A 23,477-nucleotide genomic window follows, 5' to 3' on the forward strand; every position below is an offset into this window, starting at 1 on the left:
AGGTGATCGATCAATATGTGAAAGACTCGGTGAGGGAGGTCCGTCGCACAAAGTCCCAGTGCCTCAACGTGATAAAAAGGCACGAACTCGCTCAAATGAAATGTGGAGACATAACGAGCGCTGACTTGACCAGCTTCGCCAAAGATCTCGCGAGTGGGTGGCATCCGGATTCTCTCGACGATGAAGGTGCAGATGTCAGCGAGCGCCAACCGCAGACGGTCGGAAACTATATGTCCCATCTCGGATCGATCTTCGCCATTTCCAAAGCAATGTGGGGATATGAGTTGAGCGAGGAGCACTTCAAGGATGCCATGAAAGTCATGAAGCGCCTTGGAATTATCGGCCGTAGCTTCAAGCGGAACAGACGTCCTACGATCAAAGAGCTCGAGGTATTGCTCTCGTTTTTTTACGACCGATGCAAACGCTCGACTGAAGCTGCACCGATGCACAAGATCATTTTGTTCGCGATTTTCTCGACGCGCCGGCAAGAAGAGATAACCAAAATCTTATGGGACGATCTCGATCGGGACAACTTGGAGGTCTTGGTGCGGGACATGAAGCATCCTGGCGAGAAAGTCGGCAACGACGTGCGCTGCAGTCTAACTCCTGAAGCACTCCTGATTATCGATTCCATGCCCAAAATCGCGCCGCAGATTTTCCCTTTCCATCCCGGTACAATCTCCGGCAACTTCACCGACGTTTGTAAACTGCTCGGAATAGAGGACCTGCACTTTCACGACCTTCGCCACGACGGCATCTCCCGACTGTTTGAGATCGGTTTGGACATCCCGCGGGTCGCGATGGTTTCCGCGCATCGGTCGTGGAATAGCCTGAAGCGCTATACCCACATCCGCCAGTCCGGCGACAAATACGCCGATTTCCACTGGATGACGACGATCAAGGACGAAGCTGCGTTGGTTGGGCAGTCCGAGCTAAGGGCTCGAAAGAACCTTGGTCGCGGCGTACGGTATGTGCAGAGAGACGCATCGCCGGCCGAAACCATCGGGGGCGAGCGAGAAAGAATCTCCGGTATTGCATCTCGCAAATCAACATTTTTCTCGGGTCGGAACGAATCGCTTCCGGAACGGTTGATAAGCGACTCAGTGATTCGGGAGTAAAGCGTCATGGCTAGTCACCGCGCCCAGTGGAAGGGCTTCTTGAAGTTCGGGCAAGTAAGTTGCGGGATTGGGCTCTATACGGCAGCGAGCTCTTCCGAGCGGATTTCCTTCAACACGATCAATGAAGCTACCGGCAATCGGGTGAATCGTATCTTCGTCGACAGCGAGACCGAAAAGCCCGTCCCTCGTGAAGCTCAGACCAAGGGCTTTGAAGTTCAGAATGGCCAATATATCATGATTGAGCCCGAGGAGATCGCAGCGGCGGTCCCCGAGAGCGACAAGACGCTTGAAGTGGAGGCGTTCATCCCTTGCTCCGAAGTCGACGACGTCTATTTCGATAAACCCTACTACCTGACCCCAACCGATAAGATTTCCGAAGACGCCTTCATCGCACTGAGAGACGGGATGGAGAAGTCGAAAGTTGTTGCGATCGCGCGGACCGTGCTCTTCCGTCGAATGCGCACGGTTCTCATCAGGTCGCACGGCAAAGGCCTGATCGCCACAACTCTCAATTTCGACTACGAAGTTCGGTCGGCGGAAGAAGCATTTGAGGAAATGCCGAAGCTGCGCATCAAAGGGGAAATGCTTGATCTCGCAAAACACATAATTTCCACGAAAAAGGGCACCTTCGATCCGGCGGAGTTCGACGACCGCTATGAAGAAGCCGTGGCCGAACTGGTCAAGGCCAAGATTGAAGGAAAGCCGCTGCCCAAGCGCAAGCAGGTAAAGGTATCCCAGCCCAACGACCTCCTGGCCGCACTTCGGGAAAGTGCTGGCATGGCACGACCAAAGGAGCCGAAGACTCCGAGCGCAAACGCAAACAAGGCGAGCACGCGAACGGCAAAGCGGTCTGGCGGCGCCGAGCAGCATCGCAAAGCCAGCTAAGGAGGTACGGCCATGGCACCTCGCCCATATTGGAAAGGCTATCTCAAGCTATCCCTGGTCACCTGCCCCGTCGCTATGACGCCGGCAACGTCGGAATCTGAAAAGGTTAGATTTCACACCCTTAACAAGGAAACCGGTAACCGCGTCGTCTCCCAGTATGTTGACTCAGTAACGGGAAAGCCGGTCGACGAAGACCACCAAGCCAAAGGATACGCCCGCGGCGAGAACGACTATATTGTCCTCACCGAGGACGAATTGGATGCGGTTGCGCTCGATACTGTGAAAACGATCGATATCGATAAATTCGTGCCGCGGGACTCGATTCAATGGATCTACCTGGAGAAACCACATTACTTGATGCCCAATGATCCTGTGGGCCAGGAAGCTTTCGCGGTGATCCGCGACGCAATGGCCGCCGGCAAAGTGCTCGGAGTGTCGCGCCTGGTAATAGGAAGGCGCGAACGGGCTGTTGTCCTCGAGCCTCGGGGAGAAGGTATCGTTGTCTGGACCTTGCGTTTTGGCGACGAGATACGACCAGAGAAGAGCTACTTCGAAGGAATTGACGAGACCGCCGATCCGGAGCTCATCCCCTTGGTTCAGCAGTTGATCAAGCAAAAGACCAAAAAATGGTCGCCCCAAATGGTGACGGATCCAATTCAGGAAAGCCTTCTGCAGATTATCGCAGAGAAGAGAAAAGCCCTGCGATCGCCCAAACGGGCCAAGGCTCAGCCGAAGGAAGTCGGGGCACCCTCCAACGTCATCAACATCATGGATGCCCTAAGGAAGAGTATGGCCGCCGAAGCGAAGCGTGGGAAAGGGGCGCGTTAGATATCCGTAGATATCCGTTTCTCAGCACCTTGCGCGAAAACGTAGCGGGAGTTCTTGGAAGTTCTGCTCGCCAGTAGATTGGTCTCCTCAAAAGCGTGTCGGCGTAACAAGGCGAAAATTGTCTCGTTCACATCGCGGCCGTCCAACAATTCTGGCTCGTGGCACAAAACTTCGATGGTCCGCTGAACGACACGATTTGCCGCCAGGTCGGAGCAAACCTGTTTTCTGGCAAAGCGAAAGAGATTTTCGCGAAAATGCGGATCTAGGGGTGTTGCTGCATACTTTCGAAAGGGCATAACGCTCCCTCCTCGGTCTTGCAGGCGGGAGCAGAAACCCTCAGTCGTCACCGCCTACGGGATCGGTTGGCAACGATCACTCATCGTACGCCCTGAAAAGACAAAGTCCAGAAGATTCATAGAATGCTACCGAACCGCGCCTTCAAGCGCTCTCGACATTTTAAGGCGGCTATCGCAGTTGTCTATGAGCTGCCCGGCAGGTCTCGCGCTATCGGTGAAGGTCATTCTCCAGCAGTTCAGGTGCGGATCGCGCGATGCCTTTGCGCTTCATGGGCTGCCAGAAGTTTCATCCGCTGACTTTTCGTCATATCACAGCTGAAATTCGTCATTGCCCACAGGACAGCTATGGTCTCCAGCTGGGTCGAATTTGCGATACCGGATCGAACCAAATTGATAAGCCGAATGGCGAAACCATCGAGGCAATATTCGCTTCTGTCGAACCAAGGTTGGGCCGACACCAGATCGAATACCCGTTCGGCAATCTCCAGTTCCTTTGGGCGCAATGCCCTGCCTGCAAGGCGTTCCATACGCTTCATGCTGTCCCCCATCCACAGGTTCCATGATAGCCTCCGGCAAACAGCGGTGGAAACATCGTTCATCGATGGGGCCCATAATGAACATGAGGTAGGACTGAACCTTGTCCTGCGCCAAAAGGCGTAGTTGGTTGCTACGGTGCCTCTGCGAAGGGCAATGCCATAGGCCACGGCAAATTGGAGATAGGAATGACGGAAAGAAATTTGGAGGCGATGGAGAAATTTGTGCAGGAACTTGAAGAATATAGGGATTCTCTGGTGATGACTGTCATCGAGCAAGAATATGGTTACGACACACGGGACCTCGAAATGATCTCCTTATATGGCAATGCGGTAACTTCAATCAGAGACGCTATCAAGTGCCGGAAGGATCGGCGGCTTCGCGCCTCCTAGGCTGCGAGCATATTCGCTCCTTTTGGAAGTACGCCGCGGCTTCCGGGAAGGGGGGACCGCGGCGCACCCTGCAGGCGCGGAAGACATGGGCTAGTATCTTCCGACAACAGAACGGCTTTCAGCCATGTATGTTCCGCATGTGCAGATCCGTCGTCAGAAGAAAGTCCGGAACGAAATAGCCACATCCCCCTGCCGACGGTCCGCTGCAAGCGCATGGGTGATTGAGAGCGCATCGATTTTCGCGGACCGGTATGCTGCGCAGAGCGGGCCAGCGAACATCATAGCTGAAAGCAAGATAGCTGGATTTCTCATTTATGCTCCGAGGCATTTTTCCGTGTTGACTCTTTCTGCGGCGAGAACATAATAGGAACATCTTAAGGAACACCCCATGAGTGCGACCGAAAAATTTATCGTACTGCCATATCGAAAGAACCGTGGAAACCTCGTGCCGGGCGAGATGCGCGCGGCGTCGAATGCTGGCAGCGCCGAGCGGATTGCTTTTGCGATGTCAGAGCGTTTCGTCGGTGTCGCGGCCTACGCCGTTATGGTGGATGAGGAAACTGGCGACATGAGTTCTCCTCGCCTGCTGGTAAAGCATGGCGAGATCGCGGACATAAGCGCCACCTAACTGAACTAACGACTTGACATAGAGAACCGCCGGCCGCCGGCGGAACGGAGACGTGTGTCATGCAACCTGATCAATATTTTATCAACCGAGCTGATGCCAATGCGTTCAAAGCACTGGTGGCCTTCGTGAGCCAAGATGTTTTCGACGAGCGCCGACACGACGGCGCCATCTCCAAATCTGATGAATTCCTGCGGGTCATCAAGGATGCCCAGCAAGTGCTCGAGCAGATTGGCGCTTACGATTACGATCACGAGAAGGAGGACGACGACCGGCCGCCTTATACCTTTTGGTGGGAGGGGCCTTTCGACTTGCCAAAGAAGGAAGTCGAATATGCTCTGGCCAAGGAAGTCGAGGGCCGACCAGACATGCCCTTCAAGCGAGTGCATGTGAACACCGCAATGCCGTCTGGGCATTTTGCAGATCTGCAGTTCGCGTTGGACGAAGTAAACGGGAAAATCTGCACGCTCGTCAACATCGCCATGGCCAGGACCGAGCTTAACTTGGGGCCGAACTGGTACGATATCGGTGAAGATCTGGAGACGACGCTCGGGCTCATTGTCGACGGGATCGAGACCCATCCTACCTGGGTTTGGTACTGTGGTCTCCCATTGGAGCCATGAACGATGAACTGCCAAAATGGACAGACAAGATTCCGTGGCTGTCCTACCATAAGGGCGAGATCGCCTGTTTTTGGTGTCCCAAGTGTCGCAAGGCGAAGAATTACAACGTTGACTCCATGCTCGAAGTTTTGGGCGACATCAGCATCAGAAGCTTGCCCGACATCGTCGCAAAGGGGGCCGGATGCCCGGACCATGCAAAGACTGGTTGGGATCGCTGCAAGATGGAACCTGCCTACGATGCATTCGTAAAGCTCGAATGGTCTCCTGAAGTCAAAATTCCAAAAGGCTATTTTGAGCTGGGCGATACAACGATCGACAGGATTTCTGAGTGGCAGATCCTGCACGCCGTATGTCGGTGCGGCGCGCTGCGCTATGTAAACAAACAGCAGCTGCTGCAAAAATACGGCGTCGGCGCCAGAACGAAGGATCTGGAAAGGCGTTTGAAATGTAGGCGCTGCAAGAAGCGCGGTTTGGCCGTTTTCATTTTCATGTCAGAAAAGCGTTAGACTGGTACAAGGCGACGTGGGAGCTGATTATGTGCAATCTTTATAACGTGACGACCAATCAGGAAGCCATCCGACAGATCACACGCGCGCTGATAGACAGCATCGGCAACCTTGAGCCCGAGCTTGATCTATATCCCGATCAGAAGGGCCCGATCGTGCGGAATACGCCTGCCGGCCGTGAACTGGTCAAAGTCCGATGGGGATTGCCGTCACCTCAAAATGTGCTTTTTGCCGCGGCGACGAAGCGCGCCGACAAACTCCGCGCCAAGGGCAAGGAGGTGAACTTCGCCGAGCTTCTGAGGATGGAGCCGGACGGTGGCGTCACGAACGTCCGAAACATTCAGAGCAAGCATTGGAAGCGGTGGTTCGGCGTGGAAAACCGTTGCGTTGTGCCTTTCACGCGATTTGCAGAGCCAGACCCGGCAAGCAAGGTCGAAGGCGGGAGAACGCCGAACGCTTGGTTTTCAGCCACGGCGGATGAGCCGCTGATGTTCTTTGCGGGCATCTATGTGCCGCAATGGACATCGGTTCGCAAGGTGAAAGAGGGAGAGATTACGGTCGATCTCTTCGGGTTCCTGACGACAAAACCGAACGAGGTCGTACGGCCAATCCATCAGAATGCCATGCCCGCAATCCTGAGGAATCAGGATGAGATCGAAACCTGGCTGACGGCGCCATGGGAAGAGGCAGCGAGTCTTCAGCGCCCTCTCCCGGATAGCGACCTTGTCAGAGTGAAATGACAGATATCGGGGTGCGGCGGCCGCCCCAACGCGACCTACATAAAAATAAGGCCCCAGATGCGCGACTACTCAACACCCGATTGGATCCGCTTGATTGTTAGTATTCACTTTGCCTGTATGCGCCGGCGCGAGGTTCGGAGCTTTTCCGGATACGCCCTTGGCAAACGCCGCGAACCTTCGCGCTTTCCAGGACTAGCAAGCGGAATTGCGGAGACACTTTTCCAATCCCTCGAATTCTACGAGGATGGGGAGACGCTCCAGCGCCCAGCGATCGCGCCGGTCATCTTGGAAGCGTTGCAGCGCGTAACGGCCGAAGACGCTTTTGCATTGGCGTCGCGCAACAACGATCTTGTCCGCCTGACACGGGATGTCATCAGCCAAGGAATAGCTGACGCATTGGTTGGAGCCTTTGACGTACGGAAAAAGACGAGGCCCGAGTACGATGTCATTCGCCCAAAGCCAAAGCATGGATCGGCTGCGAACGACGCTCTGGCGCACCTCGAACGCATGGGCCAGTTGGTACCGCGCTATACATGGCGCCGAGCGAACGGACCGTATCTGGCTGATTTTTTCGGTTCAGATAGAGAAGTGACGTTTGGGAGGATTTGGCAGGATGCTTCCTTTGATTATGACGAACAATGGCAATGGACATGCCTCGTCAGCATGAAGCGGATCCTGAATAGCCCACCTGAGGGGCGGACCGATATCGCACGTCAAGCCGCGCGCGATGTTGAAGACTATTATGATGCTTTGAAACGACTCAACGGGACATCGGAATGAGTGACGAAACGCGCACAGCTATTTACCCCTTCCCGCCAGTTCGATTTGAACATTATTGCGAAGAGCCCGGCTGCACTGTCTGGGGTATGCTCGGCTACGAACCCGTCAAAGGCCAAAACAGTTACTGGTGCTGGGATCATTTTCCGGACAGAGAATGGGTAGCGCAGCGGCGCGCGGAAAGACGCCGGCGGGACGTCCAATGACGATCAGAAAACAAGATCTCATCAAGGTAATTGAAGCGGCATTGCGCGACGCCTATCCAGGCGCCGAGATCACATCTGGCGATCTCGGAGTGACAATCTTCGAGCGTTCTAACCAATCGAATGGTTGGACGATCGCGCCTCGGAAAAGCGATGCCGTGCTCAGGTCTGCTGTAAGGGTCGCGAAGAGATGGCCCCCGAAGTGATCACGGACCGGGCTTGCCACCCCTCACCCATCGCGAGACGATTTCAAATACGAGATCTGACACCCACATGCCGCCGATACCCACGATGAAGGCGGAGACATTCGTTGCCGTTATGTCACGGTCCGGCAGCGGCCAGTTAATGGCCCGCAGATAGAAAAGCACCGGTTCCGTCATATAGGCCGCCGCGATTGCCCCGACGATCGGTGTGACGAATATTTCTCTGGCGGTATAGCGTCGTCGAGATAAGCCGCGCAGAACGCCACCCATAAAGCCAGCTACGACAACGCCAACTTTGATGCCGAGTGCATCCAAATACTCATTGATGGCCATACCCGCCCCTCAAAAGCTTGATGTGAAATGAGAAGGGCACTTCCCGAAACCGGTCGGGATGCGCATCGCCCCGTATGTTCAGGCGGCGGCCTTCATTTCGGTTGAGAGCCGAAGCTGGACCGCGTGTCGTCATAGAAATCAGCGCAGCGCCCATTGCGCGCATTCGCGCGGTCAAGCGCCCCCCGCTCCTTCACAAGGACGGAACGCAGCTCGTCGCCGACCCGTATACCGGCGTGCGGCTCGTTCTTCCGGCAGTCGTCGGGCAGCGGCGGCAGATTGGTGCCCGCAGCAATCTTGCCCTGTTCTGAGGAAGCCTTTTCGAGCCGGTCAGTGAGATTGCAGGAATTGAACGTCAGCGGGATCAGCAAGGCACTGACGGTTCGCAGCAGCGAGCTTCTTTTCAAAGTCGGCGATTGCAACATCGGTTTCAACATCCTTTGCCTGCTGTGCGAGTTCGTCTGCGGCCTGGCGCTTGGCGGCTTCGGTGAGGGCCAGAGATGCGGCGTTGCGCTGGCGTTCCATTTCGGCCGCTTTGGCTTCCGCCGCCGTCTTCTCGGCGAGCGCAACATAGCCCTCGCGTGCCGCCGCAGCGGCATTGGCTACGCGCCCATTGATCACTTGGCCGATTAACGGGAGATGCAGGCCCTCGTAGAAGAAGACCAGCACGATTGCGGAGATAGCCATGCCGATCAGCAAGGCGGCCGGGATTTTGATGATGTCGGACAGATTCGCGAACATCAGAGACCACTCACACAGGTTTCGGCCTCGCCAAGTCGCTGGGCGTCGCCCATCTCGCGGCGTTTGACGAGGCCATTGACGACTTGACCTCCAGCCTGATTGAACCGCGTCTGCATTTCGCAGGCGAGCCGATAATTGCCCTTTCCGGCCTCTCGCATGGCGCTGGAGCGGACTAATGCTCCAATTCCGAAGTTATAGCCGCCGGAGATCTGGGAGGCCTGCAAGCTGATGGGGAAGCTCGTGAACTTCGGCACCTGCTTTGTGAGCGGGAGATAGTATTCCTCGTAGACTTCCTGCTCGAGGAACGCGTCGCACTGGGCCTTGGTGAAACTCATATTGGCGGTAACGGGCTTGCCATTGATCCGCGTCTTGCCATAGCAGATGTCGTAGATTTTTGCGAACGGGTCCCAGTGCGCCTTGAGCACCAGTCCTTCCCACGGCTTGATAAGCTTGTCGGTCGCCAGGATGACGGCCGGTGGATAGACGTGCTTTGCTGGGTTTGTATCCTTGATCGAATGCCAGCCGCCGGCCGCGGCGGCGATAATGGCAGCAGCTATCGCAGCCTTGCCGCGCTTCGTTGCGACAATCTTATTGATCGGCATCAGAGTCACCTTTCAGGTTTTCTTGAGCGACGAGGCGCGAGATTACGGCGCCACAGGTGACCAGCCCTGATAGGGCGGCAAAAACGCCCCGGGGGATGCTGATTGCCTGGTCGATGATTGGGAGGGCAATTTCGCAGCCGGAGAGAAAGCCGGCCAAAATGCCAAGTCGGATGCTCCACGCATGGCGGAGCACTCGGCCCCATTCGGGTACGAGTTTGGGTTTCATGGGATGTCCTGAAATTTAAGGCGGAGCCGGAACTTTGGCTGCTGATCGCCGTTACCTGTGCGGTAGGGTTTGACCTCCCCACCTCCCACAACACTTATCGGCCCGACGCAATCGGGCCGTTTTTTTTCTACGAACAACGGAAAAGTTGCATGGACGATATCGACGACCAGGCGTTTTATGACTTCCTCAGAAACGTCGGCCCACGCGGGGTTAGAGCATTTGCCTTCTGGCTAGCGTCTTTCATTCTGCTGTTGTGTTTGCCCTATGAGCATCCCAACAGTTTTCTTCTGTCCATTGGCCTTGGGCTGCTCGCGAGCGTAAACCTTGGCGCTCGAATAGCCGCCATCGCCGTCTTCGTCGTTTTCGTTCTAAACGTCTTGCCGCCGCAGGTATTCTCAGCCATCGGGTGATTATCCGCAGGCGCCGATTGGGTGTTAGTTTCCGTCTCATAACTTTTCCCATCGGGAGAGCTTGAGCGCGTCCGTCCGGCGTGCCATGATCCTGTCGCCTACAAGGCACAGGTGCGATAAAATGTTGCGACATTTATCCAGCGGGACGTTGGCCAAGCCCCTCCCACTGCCGGTGCAATCCTCAGAGCGCCGGGCACCCGCCTTTCCCTTGACTTTTACGTTGGGATGAGGAACTTCGGATGGGGATAACCGTTTATCTCTCGAAGGGTATTTTCACCCTTCGACCCGCAGCACTTCCCTAAAGGCCCGTTAGCGCGGGCCTCTTTTTTTGACGATGTGCAACCCGGTGCCGTGATCTCTTGAACGCGCGCATGTGACGTGTAAGTATTCGCATGCCTGCAAGGCAAGGGTGCGATAGGGTTCCTGTTTCCTGTCGGATGAGCTTCGCCACACCCCTGCTCATCGCTGCGACGCCCCTTACACTGTCAGCGGCCACCCTCCCAAGAGGCGCATAGCCTCGTTTCAAAATGACTTCGTGGGATTGAAGCTGCTTTTTTAGAGTGGCATGATCGCTATGCCTATACGGCACGGGCGGGCAGCTATCGAGAAGTGCTGCCAGACGGGTTACCCCTATCGACCCGTCGCCGGAGCGAGGGGCTTTGCTCCGGCCGCCCGATCGACGTTCTGCAACAGCTCGACTCCAGACTGATCTCGTGATCATTTGAGCGCCGACAAACTGATGGCGAGGCGTTATGTTCGAAGTCGACAAATCGATAATCGATGAAATTGAGAACGGCAGCGATAGGGCGTGTGCAATTGCGGGACACGCCTACATCGAATCTCTACTTCCGAAAGCCCTTCGTGCTCATTTGATCGAAAGTGAGGAAGATTGGAAAATCCTCTTTGGTAGTGATCGACGCCAAGGGCCTGTCAGTTCGCATGGCATCGTTATTCGATTGGCGTATCTCACTGGACTGATTTCGACGCCACTAAAGGCGGACCTCTTGAGGCTCAAAAACATCCGAAATATGTTTGCACACAAGGCCGACATCAATTCCTTCGAGCACGCCGACATTGTCCGCATCACGAGTAAATTCGAGGTCCTGACAATTGGAATACGAACGGAGGCACTGGCAACCCAGCGCGCACCCTCTTCACGACGAAAATTCGAGATCGCGATCGGCGAAGTCAGTCAATTGCTGAAGTCGCGTCTTCGGTGCGGGATGCCAGCTCCAATTCTAGCTCCGCCAACCTGACACGTTCCATAGCGACATAGATCCGATAGAACATCGCCGGCTTACTAAGTTCTGTGACTGTAGCGCGCGGTCGCCTTCTGGACGGCGTGGCGTTAGCTTCTGGACAAAAAAATGAATCGATAACTGCCCTGGCGCGTTGCAGTCTGCACATTGAACCCTCTGAACAAAAGTGAGAAGATGAAATCCCCGTTTGTGGGGACAGGTGCGACAGTCCCTAACTTTTCGCTGTCGGGTGGGCGACAGTGCCGAGCTCAGCCCATCGTCGCAGGCCCCCCCAAATTTCCTGCGACCGCCTGGCTGAACCAATCGCTGCTGCGGTTTCACCGCAGCGGCCGCCCGGTTAAAGGCGGCCGCATCGTTCGCGTGATCAGGCTTCTGCAGCCTCTTTCTTTTCCAGCTCGTTGGCGGGCACCATCTGCGAGATATCGACGCCGATCGGCTGGCCAAGGAGTTGCAGCTTCGTCTGCGCGGCGGCGAGCTGGCCAGCGAGGTTATCGACCGCGTTGGCGTAGGTTTCGACCTCGGCCTGCAGCAGCTCGATTTGCTTCTTCAGAGAGTTTACGTGGGTGGACATTCAAGGGTCTCCTTCAGGTGTTGGACGGCCATGCAAAGGCGTCGATTTCGGCCGTGGTGGTGATGGTGCCGGCGACGATCCGGCTGTTGACTTCGCCCTCGGCGGCGAAGGCCGCCTGGACATGTGCGCCGACCGCATTGGCGATCGCGGTCATCTGCGCTGCCGTCAGCTCGACAAAGCCGGCCGCAGTCTTGAACTTCACCGTTACCTCCGGGTTCGCCTGCACATAGTTGTAGGCTCCGGTGATCAGCGATTGGCTTCCCCGATCGGTCATGACGGACATGCCATTGATGACGATGCCGCCCGTCTCGACGGCATAGCGCTTGGACGCGGCATAGGCATAGAGATCGACCGGTGCCGGTTCCGGAGACCAGCCGGCGACGACGGCCAGAAGGCTTTCCGGCGTTTCCGGCCAATCCCCGGCCGAACTGACCAGGGCCGCTTCCTTGTTGCTGAGCTGATCAAGGATGGCCTCCTTGTCGGCAGCATCCAGTCCGGACGTGATCCTGGCGGCAAGCGCAAGCCAGAAGTCCGGCACATTGTAGATCTGCTGTCGGCCGAGCCAGAAGGCGGCGCAGGCCATCCAACGATCGGCCTTGTTCTCCGATCGAGCCGAAAGCAGCGCCTCGACCATCGGTTCATACATGCTGTCTATGCGATACATGGTAGTCCTTTCCGTTGTTAGGCTTGGGCAAAAACACGCACGGCCCGCCAGTCGATGACGGTGGCGGCGCGGATTTCGGGAGCGGTTTTGGCGGCGGCAAGGGCGGCATTCGCCGATCGGCGGATCGCTTCGATCATCTGCGAGCCGACTTTCCAATGCTGGTCGCGCGTTAGAATTTCGGCCGCTTTCTCGAAACGGCTAACGCCATCCTCAGTGGCCTCGGCCGCGATGTGAGGCGTCTCGCCCTCCGGCACATTATGGTAGTCGGCTGCGATCCGCTGCGCCTCGGCAAGCTTGATGGCATAGACGGCTTCCTGACCCGGTGTGAGCGTGATGAAGAGAGCGCGAGCCTGACTGACCTGCTGGTCTATGTCGGCCTGCGCCTGGATGCGTTCCAGTATGGGATCGGCGAGCACCTCAAACCGCATGGACGGTCACCTCGAAATTGAAGAACGCGGCGGGGGCGATGAAGCGGAACTGATGATCCCCCACGACGTCGGTGGAGAATTCGAACAGGCTGTCCTCGATAAGAACGATCCGGTTTTCGTGGACGACGGACGTGCCGGCGGGCACGGCGAACGAAACGGTGTCCTGCCCGTTCGCCTGGATGGAGAATTCCGTCGTATCGACTGCCGCGACTTTGGCCGTGATCTTCCCGTCCAGCACATACGACAGAGCATCGATATCGTGCCGGTAGTCCTGCGCCGGAACCGTCATGATGGAGTACCCCGGCCCGAAGGCTGTGGTCATGAAAGGCAAGGTCTCCTGATCGCAGGAGCCGCTCTGCCGGATCATGCCGTCAGTGTCGGAGTACAGGATGTAGTTGACGTTTGGCATCTCGTTACCTCTTGAACGCCGTTGCGATAATGTTGCTTTCGTTCCAGACGATCGTGTTGTCGGGGCAGTTAATCCGCAGGGTGTAGACGTGATATCCCGCGCCCGGCTCATCGTAGAGAACGGGTATCGAGACGAGGCCTGCGGTGTAGGTTGTCTGGGTTACGCCGCCGCTGCCGCCGCTGCCGCCATTGCTCGTCACCTGGGTCTGAACGACCCCGAGATAATAGACCTGGCCGAAGATCACCGTTCCGTCTCGGAGGATGCTGACGTTAATAGGCTGGGCGCTCTGGCTGTTGCCGTTTTTGTTATAGAGCCCGAGGGTCATCGTGCTGACGTTGACACGTCCGTCACCCGCAACCACCACGCCAGCAGCAGTAAGATCGACCGTCCCGTTTGCGGGGATGGTCTGGCTGTAATAGGCACGGGCGGAGGTTATGGCGGTGACAGCGCCAGTGGCAATCTTGTCGTAGGTGACGCCGCCCAGGATCAGCTTGTCGGTGGTAATCGCGCCCGTGGCGATCTGCGCGGCCGTGATCGCATTCGCGGCGATCGCGCTGGCGGTGATCGAACCATCCACGATCAGCTCGGCCGAGACGGCACGACGCATGACCGGATTCGACCAGTAGCAGGAGCTGCCGGTGCCAGCGGTCTTGACCACCTGAAGGAGCATGGCGAGCTTTGAGACGCCGCTCGCAACAGTATACCGCCCCTGCAGCCGCACCCAGCCGTTCTTCGTCGTCGTGCTCGTCACTGCCGCATAGGCGACAGTCCCGCTCGGCGTCATCGTTATCGCCGTGACCTGAGCCACGTTCGCATCGGCATTCTTCACCCAGACGTCAAAGGCGTAGACATCCCCCGGTGTGACCGCGACGAAGTTCGAGCGGGCGCAATCTCGGCCGAGCGATTGCAGAACGTAGCCTGCAGCATCTCCAGCCGTGGGATCGTTAGCAAAGCTCTGGACGTTCTGTGTCGTCCAGCCGTCGAGCGTCCCTGTCTGCCAGCCGTTGTCCGCCATGTTGGAGAAGTCGGTGAGAACAAGCTGCTTGGCGGTGATGGCATTCGCGGCAATCTGATCTGCGCCGATCGTGTTGGCGGCGAGCTTGTCACCGGTGATCGTGCCACCCGCGATCGTCGTCGCGGTGACCGCCCCGGCCGCAATCGTGCCGGCCGTAACAGCGTTGGCGGCGATCTTGCCGGCCGTCACGGCATTCGCCGCAATATCGTCAGCCGTCACCGCGTTCGCGACGATACCGTTCGGGGTGATCAGGACGACGCCGGCATCACTCCAGGGCGTCGGCTCGGTCGCCCCGGCCGGGATGCGGCACAGCATCGGCTTGTTGACGAACATGTAGCTGGTCGTCTGGCCCGCGTTGGTATCCCGCTTGCGCATATGAATGCCGGCGCAGACGGCACCAGTCGGAGCGACACCGACTGTCCGCAAACGCGGCCATGTATCGGGGTCCGTTGAACTCGACGAATTGGCGTTGTTGGTATCAACGGAGGAATAGCCAAGGGTAGCCCCGGTCGCATCTCTCCATTCGATGCGCAGCTCGCAAATGCACCGATGAGCGGCAATATAAGCAGTGGCCTCGAATGACTCTCCTGCCGTGCAAGGAACCCCATATTTGAGGTTGACGACGGCAAGAGACGCCTCATCCGGCCGCTTCCAGCGGACATCGACGTAGGTTGATCCTGTATCCGGCCCGCTTTCCTTGTCCACCATCAGCGTTGGCTGTGCTGCGCCTGACCATGTAGCGGGAGGCTGGCGAAGCGCGAACGTGACAGGCGTCGAACCGCCGCCAAGAGTGTAAGCCCAGCAATCGGTACCTGAAGCGAAATTGGCGTTCTGCAGCAGGTTCTTGCCCGAGCCAACCGCCAAAGCATTCGTCGTCACCGCATTGGAGGCGAGCTTATCAGCCGTGATGGCACCGGCTGCGATCTGCGAGGCCGATACCGCGCCGGCTGCAATCGTGCCGGCCGTGACGGCGTTGGCTGCAATCGTCCCCGAGGTGACCGCGTTCGCGGCGATCTTGCCGGCCGTGACAGCGCTTGCCGCCAATTCGTTGGCGGTGACCGCGCCGGCTGCGAGTTTGGCGGTGGTCACAGCACCGGCCGCAAGCTGGGTTGCCGTGATGGCGCTCGCTGCAATCTGCGCTGCCGTCAGAGTGCCGGCCGCAATATTGCCCGCCGTGATTGTCGTGGCCGCGATCTTCGTACCGGTTATGGTGCCATCAACGATCAGGTTGGCCGTCGCCTTTCGGAGGAAGCTGATCCCGCCGATGGAAACATTGCCATCTGTATAGTCGCGGTGGATGTAGCCCCTGACCAGTGCACCAAACGCCGTTGCAGGCGGGGTGATCTCCGCAGAAAAGGCCTGCATCCCGGCCGCAGTGCCGCCGCCCGCCGTCCCATAGGAAACGATCGTGACGTAGGTGTCTGGGTTCAAAAGGTTGCCATTGGCGTCGAGCCAATGGACGCGCAGCCAAAGGCCGTACATCGTGCCTGACGTCCTTATAGCCTGGGCGGAGGCAAGATAGGGCTGACCGGAGACGACGGCAAAGGGTTGGCTCTGCAGGATCTGCAGATAGCTCGCTCCAGCAACATAGGTGTAGTCGATCGCTCCTTTGCTGCTGAAGGCCTGTGTGGTGGCTGGATTGACCACCGCATTGTTTAGCGAGGACCATGCTGCCGGTGACTGCAGCTGATTATCGGGAATGAGATTTTCCCAATCCTGCAGGATCAGCTCACGCGCCGTAATCGCGTTCGCCGCGACGTTGCCGGCGACAACGGCATTGGCCGAGATCTTGCCGGCCGTGACGGCGTTCGCGGCAAGCTCGCTCGCGGTGACCGCGCCTGCGGCGATCTTCGCTGTCGTGACCGCATCGGCGGCAATCTGTGTCGCGCCGATCGCACCGGCTGCAATTTGCCCAGCCGTTAGGGTGTTTGCCGCGATCTGACCAGCCGTGATGGTGTTCGCAGCGATTTGCGAGGCCGTGATCGCGCCGGCAGCGATCTTCGCCGTCGTGACTGCATTCGCAGCCAGGGCGTCCGTTGTGATCGCGCCGGCAGCGATGGACGCGGCGGTGACGGCGTTAGCGGCGATCTTGGCGGCGGTGATCGCACCATCGACAATGAGGCTGCCTGTATTGCGCCGCTGGCAGGAGACGAAGCCGATCTGGTAGCTGCCGGTTGTGATCGCGCTGCTGTTCGTCGTGAAATCGACCCAAGCATAGACAGCGCCCGCAGGGACCGACGAACTGAAATTATACTCTGTGTAGGTCGCTGCACCATTAGCTGGGATGGTAACGGCACCCGTTCCGACCAAGGTCGATTTGTCCGCTTGCATGTAACGAATGCGGAGCGAGATTGCCGTATTCGGAGCGCCGGTCACTTTCGCAAAAGTCTGCAAAAAGTATTGCTCGCCCGCGACGACCGGGAAGATATTGATGTTTCGCGAGACGATGCCGTTAAGGCCGGGACCCACATTGAGGTAGCAGTTCCCGACGTAGGCGCTTGCCGGATCGTTTACGATGGAGGAAGCCGCCGTCATGGTCCAAGAGCCATTGCCATCGGCGAAGTTCGGGTTCTCAACGCGGTTCGTGAAGTCGGCCAAAACCATCTTGTCGGCGGTGATCGCACCGGCCGCGATGTTCGCGGCGACGACGGCGTTTGCCGCGATCTTTCCAGCCGTGACAGCGTTCGCGGCAAGCTCATTGGCAGTGACCGCGCCGGCAGAGAGCTTCGCCGTCGTAACCGCACCGGCCGCGATCTGTGTCGCGCCGATCGCGCCGGCAGCGACCTGACCAGCCGTGATCGTGTTCGCCGCAATCTGAGCAGCGGTGACAGCGCCGGCCGCAATTTTTCCGGTGGTGACCGCATTGGCGGCGATCTCGTTCGCTGTCACAGCTCCTGCAGCAAGAGCAGCCGTCGTCACCGAACCGGCAGCCAGGGCGTTGGCGGTGATGCCGCCATCAACGATCAGGCTTGCCGCGTTAGCCCGTCGCAGCACGATGCGATCATATTGCAGCGTGAGAGCCGTCGTGCTGGTGTTGTAAAGCCTCGGCTGCGCATAGGCAGCTCCTGCCGGAACAGTGACTTGTCCGCTGTACGTTGCCCAATCCGTGCTGATCGGCTTGTTACCGACTATATCGGTGAACTGGGTCCCCAAAGCCGCCTTGTTGGCGTCGAACCACATAAGCCTGTAGTAACCGCCATTGGAGGATGTATCGGTGGTCCCGCTCTTCAGCGCAGTCTCGAAATACAGGACCTCGCCTGCAATGACCGGGATCATCGCCGCAGTCCGAAGTTCTCCGTTGACGGCAGCTGCGCTCTTCACAGTCTGAAGGCTGTAGGACCCGCTCTGCCCCCCAATGATGTAGGAGGCCGTGACCTGTGCGGGATTCGCTGGAGTCCAATAATCGCCGATATTTGTCGTGTCTTCCCAGCGCCCATTGGGGACGAGGTTCTCGAAATCCTGCAGCTGAAGGCTCTTCGCGGAGACGGCACCCGCCGCGATGTTCGTGGCGACGACGGCGTTGGCCGCGATCTTCCCAGCCGTGACGGCACTCGCGGCAAGCTCATTGGCGGTGACCGCGCCGGCAGAGAGCTTCGCCGTCGTAACAGCGCCGGCCGCGATCTGTGTCGCGCCGATCGCGCCGGCCGAGATCTGCCCGGCCGTGATCGTGTTGGCCGCGATCTGCGTTGCCGTGACGGCTCCTGCTGCGATGGCGTTTGTGGTGATTGCCCCAGCAGAGATCGCCGCCGCAATAACGGCGCCGGCCGCGATCTTGGCGGCAATGACGGAATTGGCGGCCAGTTCGTTCGCGGTGACAGCGCCAGCCGCGAGCTTCGGCGTCGAGATCGCGCCATCCGTGATTTGCGTGCTGGTGATTTGGCCGGTGACCTTGGCGGCGGCGACCGCACCAATCTGCGCGTCGGTTAGCTGACCGGTGATGTCGGTCGCAGGCGTGGCCGACGTCCAGGCCGTCCCGGTGTACCGATAGAGCTTGTCATCCGTGGTCAGGTAGACGGTGCGCCCCTCGATATTGCCCGTCGTTGGCAGCACGGCAACGATCTCGACCGGCCGGATACCGTTCGCAAACTTCGTGGTCGTGACGGCAGCATCAGCGATCTTGGCGGCCGTCACGGAAGCGTCGGCCAGCTTGGTGGCATCCACCGCTAACGCTGCAAGCTTCGAATTCGTGACGGCAGCATCCGCAATCTGCGAGGAAACCAGCGTGCCGGTGACCTTGGCAGCAGCGACGGCCGCAATCTGACCGTCCGTCAACTGACCGGTGATATCGGTAGAAGGCGTGGCCGACGTCCAGGCGCTCCCGGTGTATCGATAGAGCTTGTCATCGGTGGTCAGGTAGACCATCCGTCCCTCAATATTGCCCGTCGTCGGCAAGGCAGCGACGATCTCGACCGGCCGGATGCCGTTCGCAAACTTCGTGGTCGTGACGGCAGCATCAGCGATCTTGGCGGCAGTGACGGAGGCATCTGCGAGTTTGGTGGCGTCTACCGCCAATGCGGCGAGCTTCGAATTCGTGATGGCCGCGTCGGCGATCTGCGAGGATACCAGCGTGCCGGTGACCTTGGCGGCGGCGACGGCCGCGATCTGCGCATCCGTCAACTGACCGGTGATGTCGGTCGAAGGCGTGGCCGACGTCCAGGCGCTACCGGTATAGCGATAGAGCTTGTCGTCGGTGGTCAGGTAGACCATCCGCCCCTCAATATTGCCCGTCGTCGGCAAGGCAGCGACGATCTCGACCGGCCGGATGCCGTTCGCAAACTTCGTGGTCGTGACGGCAGCATCGGCGATCTTGGCGGCCGTCACGGACGCATCAGCCAGCTTGGTCGCATCCACCGCCAATGCGGCAAGCTTCGAACTCGTGATGGCGGCATCGGCGATCTGAGAGGAAACCAGCGCGCCGGTGACCTTCGCGGCGGCAATCGCGGCAATCTGATCGTCGGTCAACTGACCGGTGACCTTGGATGCGGCAACAGCGGCAATCTGGGCGTCGGTCAGTGTGCCGTTGATATCGGCCGAGGCGACGGCAGTCGTCCAGGCGCTGTTGTGGTAGCGATAAAGCTTGCCGTCCGTCGTTAGAAATACCTGCCGCCCTTCGACGTTGCCCGTCGTTGGAAGGGTCGAGACGACTTCCACCGCCTTGATGCTCGATGCAAGCTTGGTGGCATCAACCACGCCCTGGGCGAGCTTGGCGGCGGTCACCGCACCATCTGCGAGTTTCGTCGAGATAACCGCGCCGCTGGCCAGGACGTCAGCGGTGACTGCGGCAACTTGAAGTTTCGCAGTCGAGACCGCCTCGTCGGCGAGCTTGAGGTTCGTGACTGCCTCATCCATGATCTTGGCGGCTGTCACGGCAGCATCAGCGATCTTGGAGGCGATGATAGACCCATCGAGGACGTCAGCGCTCTGGATGAGGACGTTCGGCGTCTTGACGGGCAGCCAATCCGACCAGCTGGTGGTGCGGTTGGATTTCGGGAGGTATCTCCCCCTCGCCTCGTAGTCGGTATTGGAGATCATCCATTGGCCGGAGATGATCCACGAATATGGTTCGTCATATCGGTTGCTGTCGCTGTCGAAGACAAGCACACCGGTCTCCTTAAGCCGAACCTGGACCCAGACACGAGTCACATCGTCCTGGTCGGGCGCGCAGCTGATCTTGATCGCCGGCCGGCGATCGATGCCTCCCGAGTCCTTGATAGTCGACGGCTCGACCGACCATCCGTACATCGGCTGCGCAGGAGCCGTGATCGGACCAATCCATCCGGTCGCGGTCGGCAACTGCATGCTTGCATTCCAGTCGTAGTCCGAAGGATCAATTTCCTTCAGCATCACCAACTGATTGAAGGTCTGATGCCCCGTGATCGTGGTGACGAGGAATTTCTTGTTGACATAGCCGTTCTTGTCGGACGTCCAAGACACCACATCGTTCGGCTCGAGCGGATACGCATCCGGCGGCAGATGGAACTGGTGAATACGGAAACGACGCTCCTCCTGGAGGATCGCCACCATAAGGCGCTGCACCTGGTTGGCGAACGGCACAGCATCGAAGGTCACACTATCGGGTAGCCGGCGATTTCCGTCTTGCGCCTCAAGAGTATCGGAGTACCGACCAGGTGCGTCCTTGTTCGCCCACTTTTCCGTAGGCTCGGGGTATGTGGCTTCGATCGCATTTACGGTGTCGTCGAGGCTCGGGAAAGGCTCAAAACTCTGACCTTCGGTGACAAGGACATCATTGTCAGTGAACGCATAAACGGCGCCGCCGGGGGCGCCAACGAGCAATTTGAAAATGCCTCCGACTTCCGCGAGACGTCCATTGCAAGCCGCGCGGAGCTTCTCGATCGCATCAGACGGCTTCTCGTCTCCGTGAAACTCGTACCCAGCCTGATAGGCGGGCTCTGTCGTTCCATCAGCGAGAGCCACCCTCGCATCGCATGCGTTCGCCGCCGCAATCCAGTTCGACGAGGGCAATCGATAAGCGGCAAGGTTCTGACCGCCATACACCCACGTTCCGTTGTAATAGATGCCGCGGATGATGTTGTAGATGATAACGGCAGGGTTCTGTGTCCGCTCCCAAGTGCCCGGATCATTCCAACGATGAGAGCCATTGCCGCCGTTGGTCGAGTCCTTGCGAACATCGTAGAACTTCGCCGGATGCGGCTCGTACATTCCCTGCGGGATGCCCGAGAAAAGATCTGTGTTGTAGCGAGCCGTAAGGATCACAACCTGGCAGCCGAGGCCGATCATGTCGTCGTTCCACGGACGATCCGGATCCGAGCCAAACTTCGCACGCAGGAAAGGATCGGCCGCGGTCTGCGTTCCATCTAGATATTTTATCCAGAGATAGTCTTTCCCGTTGGCAGTCCGGTATTGGATGACAGGATAGCCCCGACCGTCCGGATGTGGCTGGTCCCAGAGGACCCCGCACAACTGGTCATCGATCCATACGCTGGTGATGCCCAGTGGACCGGCGTAGTTTGGGATGTTTCCGACCTCGATGACGTCGGTGACGTAGGCGTTCGGTGTCTTGCCGTCGTCGCCCCACGCACCGATATACTTGCGCCGCCCGGCGGTTGCGAATTTGCCTCCGATGAAAGTAATGGGCTGATCATCGCCCATCTGGACTTCGATCTGTGTACCGGTCTGTTCGGCATCTGGCTTCTTTGTCTTTTGGAGAAGCGAGAGCCCAAAGGTGAATGCGAGCCCGAAACCGAGTGAAACGATCTGACCAGCGGTGGTCGCGGCAAACGCGGCGCCGAACAGCGCGATAGTAATCGGTTCCGCATGGGCGAGCGACGTCGACGCCGCGTAGATCGCAGTCGAGGCAATCAGCAGTTTTTTCAGATTCATTATCCGACCTTGAAGGCTCGCTTCGCGTCGAGAAGATCGACTGTGCCGACGCCGTTAGGCATCAGGACGAAAATGCGCTCGCCGTTCACAACGCCGAGCGCGTAGCCAAATGGGGATTCGACTGGGATCGCGGCTATATCGCCAACATGAGCAAGCGACGGATGTACTTCGGGCAAGAAGCTGGCGACCATGTCACCGATATTTTCAAACCCTGCAGCGCGCATCACCTTCAGCGCGCCAGCTGCCGTTTTATACGTGCCGCGATACTCGGCAGCGCAATCGACACCGGTGATCGCAAGTGCCATGTTGCCAGCGAGGCCCACCACGCAATCGTGGCCATCCCAGTTGAAGGGCGTCCGCCACATCCTGTCGATCTCTTCGGCGAAGCGCCGGCGCCAATCGTCGACTCTCGTGAGTTCAATCATTTGGACTTCTGCCCCCAAGGGATGGACCAGTTTTTCACCGTGCTGGAATATTTGCCGAACTGGTCGTTGGACCGGCGCTTCTGACCCTCGTAGGAACTCTTCTGAGGGTTAGTCCGGTTGAGCATGGAGATCGCATCCGAGATCACGTTCACGGTGATTTTGCCGTCTTGGCCGATCGAAGGGGTATCGATCGGAGCACCATCGACCTGGCCCAGGAATGCTATCGAGGGGGTTGCCGACAGTGCGCCAGTGCTCGGGTTGATCGTCATCTCGTGGATTTCGACCTTTGCCAGACGAAGATCGTACCCGCGCACCAGCTGCTGAGCGATGTCGGCAATCTGGCTCATCTCGAGGCTGATTGTCTGAGCGGTCATGTCCGAGACGCGAGGCGTGTCTCCAGTGTCCAAATTCATTGCACCGTAATAAGTACGGGCTTCAGGAAGCCCCGTGGTGCCGCTGGTCACAGACACATTGATATCGTCATCTCCGGTCCAGAGCCCGAGCGTCACAGGGGCTCCCGACGCTATCGTCTTTGCGATGAACCAGACGAAGGTCCGCGGGATGATCCCGGTCTCCCGTGCGGAAATCAGCGCGTTGTAGAAATTTCCGTCTATCGCACGCATCGGAGCTCACTTCTTTTGAATAGCTTTGAAGGTCGCCCCAGTGGTCGTGTGGTCGACACCGGTCGTTCCAGGATTGTGGCTGCCCGGGAAAAGCACGCATTTGCAGAACGGCTTGATGAGTGCGACCGAAATCCCTGTGGCGGATCCGACAGCCAAATTCGGGAAGATGCCGAACTCCGGCGTTTTTCCGTTCGAGCCGGCAGTGACCGTTTCCGAGATCTCGTGGAAGGCGTAGCGCTGGACGCTGCTGCCGAAAATGAATGACAATTTGTCGCCAACCGTCAGCACATAGCCTGGAGGTAAGCCAGCCAAACTCAAAGAGGCATTGTCGGCGCCGAGGCTATTGATGGTTACGGCATTCTGGCCAAGCCTTGCGCCGTCGGGATCGGCTTGGGGGAAGCGGCTCAACGGATCGTAAAGGAAGAAGGCGAGCCTCGATCCCTGGAGCTTCCGGATCCGCGCCGCTGCCTGCTTGGCCTGGTCTGCCGAACACTGTTTCAGGTTGATGGTAGCCAACCAAAGGGGTGGCGCGAGCTCTGCTGTCCAAACCCGTCCGTCGCCAGTACCGGACGACTCGTCGTTGCGTTGGATGTCCCAGATTACAGTTTCGATATTCAGACGATCGGCAAAATCCGCGAACGAATATGGCGTCACAATTGTCATGTGATTTCAATACCTAGCG

Annotated in this window: 27 protein-coding genes; 12 read left to right on the top strand and 15 right to left on the bottom strand. The window is 58.2% G+C overall.

The window, feature by feature from the left end; translation table 11 throughout:
- The first annotated feature begins 125 nt into the window (after positions 1-125).
- From GR212_RS15180 to GR212_RS15190, 3 genes are read left to right on the top strand one after another with little or no spacing between them, the layout of a single operon-like run.
- Positions 126-1,118 (top strand): tyrosine-type recombinase/integrase, encoded by a 993-nt coding sequence (locus GR212_RS15180; RefSeq protein ID WP_348643469.1) that lies wholly within the window; start codon positions 126-128, stop codon positions 1,116-1,118.
- A gap of 6 nt (positions 1,119-1,124) precedes the next feature.
- Entirely contained in the window at positions 1,125-2,003 is an 879-nt protein-coding gene (locus GR212_RS15185) for a Ku protein (RefSeq protein ID WP_163987416.1), read from the top strand.
- A 12-nt stretch (positions 2,004-2,015) separates the two neighbouring features.
- Positions 2,016-2,831, top strand: coding sequence for a Ku protein (locus GR212_RS15190; protein WP_163987417.1), 816 nt, complete (start codon positions 2,016-2,018; stop codon positions 2,829-2,831).
- Here the strand turns inward: GR212_RS15190 and GR212_RS15195 are convergent.
- Positions 2,828-3,127, bottom strand: a complete 300-nt coding sequence (locus GR212_RS15195) for a hypothetical protein (RefSeq protein ID WP_163987418.1) — start codon at positions 3,125-3,127, stop codon at positions 2,828-2,830. The two genes, GR212_RS15190 and GR212_RS15195, sit on opposite strands and share 4 nt — an antisense overlap.
- Before the next feature lie 236 nt (positions 3,128-3,363).
- Positions 3,364-3,663 (bottom strand): hypothetical protein, encoded by a 300-nt coding sequence (locus GR212_RS15200; protein ID WP_163987419.1) that lies wholly within the window; start codon positions 3,661-3,663, stop codon positions 3,364-3,366.
- A 186-nt stretch (positions 3,664-3,849) separates the two neighbouring features.
- Here GR212_RS15200 and GR212_RS15205 point away from each other — a divergent pair, with 186 nt between their 5' ends.
- From GR212_RS15205 to GR212_RS15235, 7 genes are all read left to right on the top strand, one after another.
- Positions 3,850-4,053 (top strand): hypothetical protein, encoded by a 204-nt coding sequence (locus GR212_RS15205; RefSeq protein WP_163987420.1) that lies wholly within the window; start codon positions 3,850-3,852, stop codon positions 4,051-4,053.
- 388 nt (positions 4,054-4,441) lie between these two features.
- Positions 4,442-4,681, top strand: a complete 240-nt coding sequence (locus GR212_RS15210) for a hypothetical protein (protein ID WP_163987421.1) — start codon at positions 4,442-4,444, stop codon at positions 4,679-4,681.
- A gap of 59 nt (positions 4,682-4,740) precedes the next feature.
- Positions 4,741-5,301, top strand: a complete 561-nt coding sequence (locus GR212_RS15215) for a hypothetical protein (RefSeq protein ID WP_163987422.1) — start codon at positions 4,741-4,743, stop codon at positions 5,299-5,301.
- Positions 5,298-5,807 carry a hypothetical protein gene (locus tag GR212_RS15220; protein ID WP_163987423.1) on the top strand — a complete coding sequence of 170 codons (510 nt, stop codon included), beginning with the start codon at positions 5,298-5,300 and terminating at the stop codon, positions 5,805-5,807. Before GR212_RS15215 ends, GR212_RS15220 begins: the two co-directional genes overlap by 4 nt.
- Positions 5,808-5,836: 29 nt before the next feature.
- Positions 5,837-6,547 carry an SOS response-associated peptidase gene (locus tag GR212_RS15225; RefSeq protein WP_163987424.1) on the top strand — a complete coding sequence of 237 codons (711 nt, stop codon included), beginning with the start codon at positions 5,837-5,839 and terminating at the stop codon, positions 6,545-6,547.
- A gap of 57 nt (positions 6,548-6,604) precedes the next feature.
- Complete coding sequence (locus GR212_RS15230; RefSeq protein WP_163987425.1) at positions 6,605-7,327, top strand: hypothetical protein; 723 nt, start codon at positions 6,605-6,607, stop codon at positions 7,325-7,327.
- A 199-nt stretch (positions 7,328-7,526) separates the two neighbouring features.
- Complete coding sequence (locus GR212_RS15235; RefSeq protein ID WP_163987426.1) at positions 7,527-7,733, top strand: hypothetical protein; 207 nt, start codon at positions 7,527-7,529, stop codon at positions 7,731-7,733.
- Here the strand turns inward: GR212_RS15235 and GR212_RS15240 are convergent, their stop codons facing one another.
- The 5 genes from GR212_RS15240 to GR212_RS15260 form a co-directional block, all read right to left on the bottom strand.
- The gene (locus GR212_RS15240; RefSeq protein WP_163987427.1) at positions 7,734-8,063 is read right to left on the bottom strand and encodes a hypothetical protein; all 330 of its coding nucleotides are present in this window, start codon (positions 8,061-8,063) and stop codon (positions 7,734-7,736) included.
- Positions 8,064-8,155: 92 nt separating this feature from the next.
- Complete coding sequence (locus GR212_RS15245) at positions 8,156-8,431, bottom strand: hypothetical protein (RefSeq protein ID WP_246725777.1); 276 nt, start codon at positions 8,429-8,431, stop codon at positions 8,156-8,158.
- Complete coding sequence (locus GR212_RS15250) at positions 8,391-8,801, bottom strand: hypothetical protein (RefSeq protein WP_163987376.1); 411 nt, start codon at positions 8,799-8,801, stop codon at positions 8,391-8,393. The genes GR212_RS15245 and GR212_RS15250 overlap by 41 nt, the downstream gene beginning before the upstream one ends.
- On the bottom strand, positions 8,801-9,403 hold the full coding sequence (locus GR212_RS15255; protein ID WP_163987428.1) for a lysozyme: 603 nt from the start codon (positions 9,401-9,403) through the stop codon (positions 8,801-8,803). The genes GR212_RS15250 and GR212_RS15255 overlap by 1 nt, the downstream gene beginning before the upstream one ends.
- Entirely contained in the window at positions 9,390-9,629 is a 240-nt protein-coding gene (locus GR212_RS15260; protein ID WP_163987429.1) for a hypothetical protein, read from the bottom strand. Before GR212_RS15260 ends, GR212_RS15255 begins: the two co-directional genes overlap by 14 nt.
- A 149-nt stretch (positions 9,630-9,778) precedes the next feature.
- Here GR212_RS15260 and GR212_RS15265 point away from each other — a divergent pair, with 149 nt between their 5' ends.
- Both GR212_RS15265 and GR212_RS15270 read left to right on the top strand, forming a co-directional pair.
- Complete coding sequence (locus GR212_RS15265) at positions 9,779-10,039, top strand: hypothetical protein (protein WP_163987430.1); 261 nt, start codon at positions 9,779-9,781, stop codon at positions 10,037-10,039.
- A 752-nt stretch (positions 10,040-10,791) separates the two neighbouring features.
- Positions 10,792-11,295, top strand: a complete 504-nt coding sequence (locus tag GR212_RS15270) for a hypothetical protein (protein WP_163987431.1) — start codon at positions 10,792-10,794, stop codon at positions 11,293-11,295.
- 367 nt (positions 11,296-11,662) lie between these two features.
- On the opposite strand, the gene GR212_RS15275 is transcribed toward GR212_RS15270, so the two are convergent.
- Genes GR212_RS15275 through GR212_RS15310 form a run of 8 tightly spaced genes read right to left on the bottom strand, consistent with a single transcriptional unit; the run spans position 11,663 to position 23,458 of the window.
- On the bottom strand, positions 11,663-11,869 hold the full coding sequence (locus GR212_RS15275) for a hypothetical protein (RefSeq protein WP_163987432.1): 207 nt from the start codon (positions 11,867-11,869) through the stop codon (positions 11,663-11,665).
- A 13-nt stretch (positions 11,870-11,882) separates the two neighbouring features.
- On the bottom strand, positions 11,883-12,533 hold the full coding sequence (locus GR212_RS15280; protein ID WP_163987433.1) for a DUF4376 domain-containing protein: 651 nt from the start codon (positions 12,531-12,533) through the stop codon (positions 11,883-11,885).
- A gap of 17 nt (positions 12,534-12,550) precedes the next feature.
- Positions 12,551-12,961, bottom strand: a complete 411-nt coding sequence (locus GR212_RS15285) for a hypothetical protein (RefSeq protein ID WP_163987434.1) — start codon at positions 12,959-12,961, stop codon at positions 12,551-12,553.
- Positions 12,951-13,370, bottom strand: a complete 420-nt coding sequence (locus GR212_RS15290) for a hypothetical protein (protein WP_163987435.1) — start codon at positions 13,368-13,370, stop codon at positions 12,951-12,953. Before GR212_RS15290 ends, GR212_RS15285 begins: the two co-directional genes overlap by 11 nt.
- A 4-nt stretch (positions 13,371-13,374) precedes the next feature.
- Entirely contained in the window at positions 13,375-21,747 is an 8,373-nt protein-coding gene (locus GR212_RS15295; protein WP_163987377.1) for a hypothetical protein, read from the bottom strand.
- Positions 21,747-22,172 (bottom strand): DUF6950 family protein, encoded by a 426-nt coding sequence (locus GR212_RS15300; protein ID WP_163987436.1) that lies wholly within the window; start codon positions 22,170-22,172, stop codon positions 21,747-21,749. The genes GR212_RS15295 and GR212_RS15300 overlap by 1 nt, the downstream gene beginning before the upstream one ends.
- Complete coding sequence (locus tag GR212_RS15305; RefSeq protein ID WP_163987437.1) at positions 22,169-22,795, bottom strand: hypothetical protein; 627 nt, start codon at positions 22,793-22,795, stop codon at positions 22,169-22,171. Before GR212_RS15305 ends, GR212_RS15300 begins: the two co-directional genes overlap by 4 nt.
- Positions 22,796-22,801: 6 nt before the next feature.
- On the bottom strand, positions 22,802-23,458 hold the full coding sequence (locus tag GR212_RS15310) for a hypothetical protein (protein ID WP_163987438.1): 657 nt from the start codon (positions 23,456-23,458) through the stop codon (positions 22,802-22,804).
- Positions 23,459-23,477: the final 19 nt, after the last annotated feature.

The sequence above is a fragment of the Martinezella lusitana genome (assembly GCF_010668395.1).
GTDB lineage: Bacteria > Pseudomonadota > Alphaproteobacteria > Rhizobiales > Rhizobiaceae > Rhizobium > Rhizobium lusitanum_A.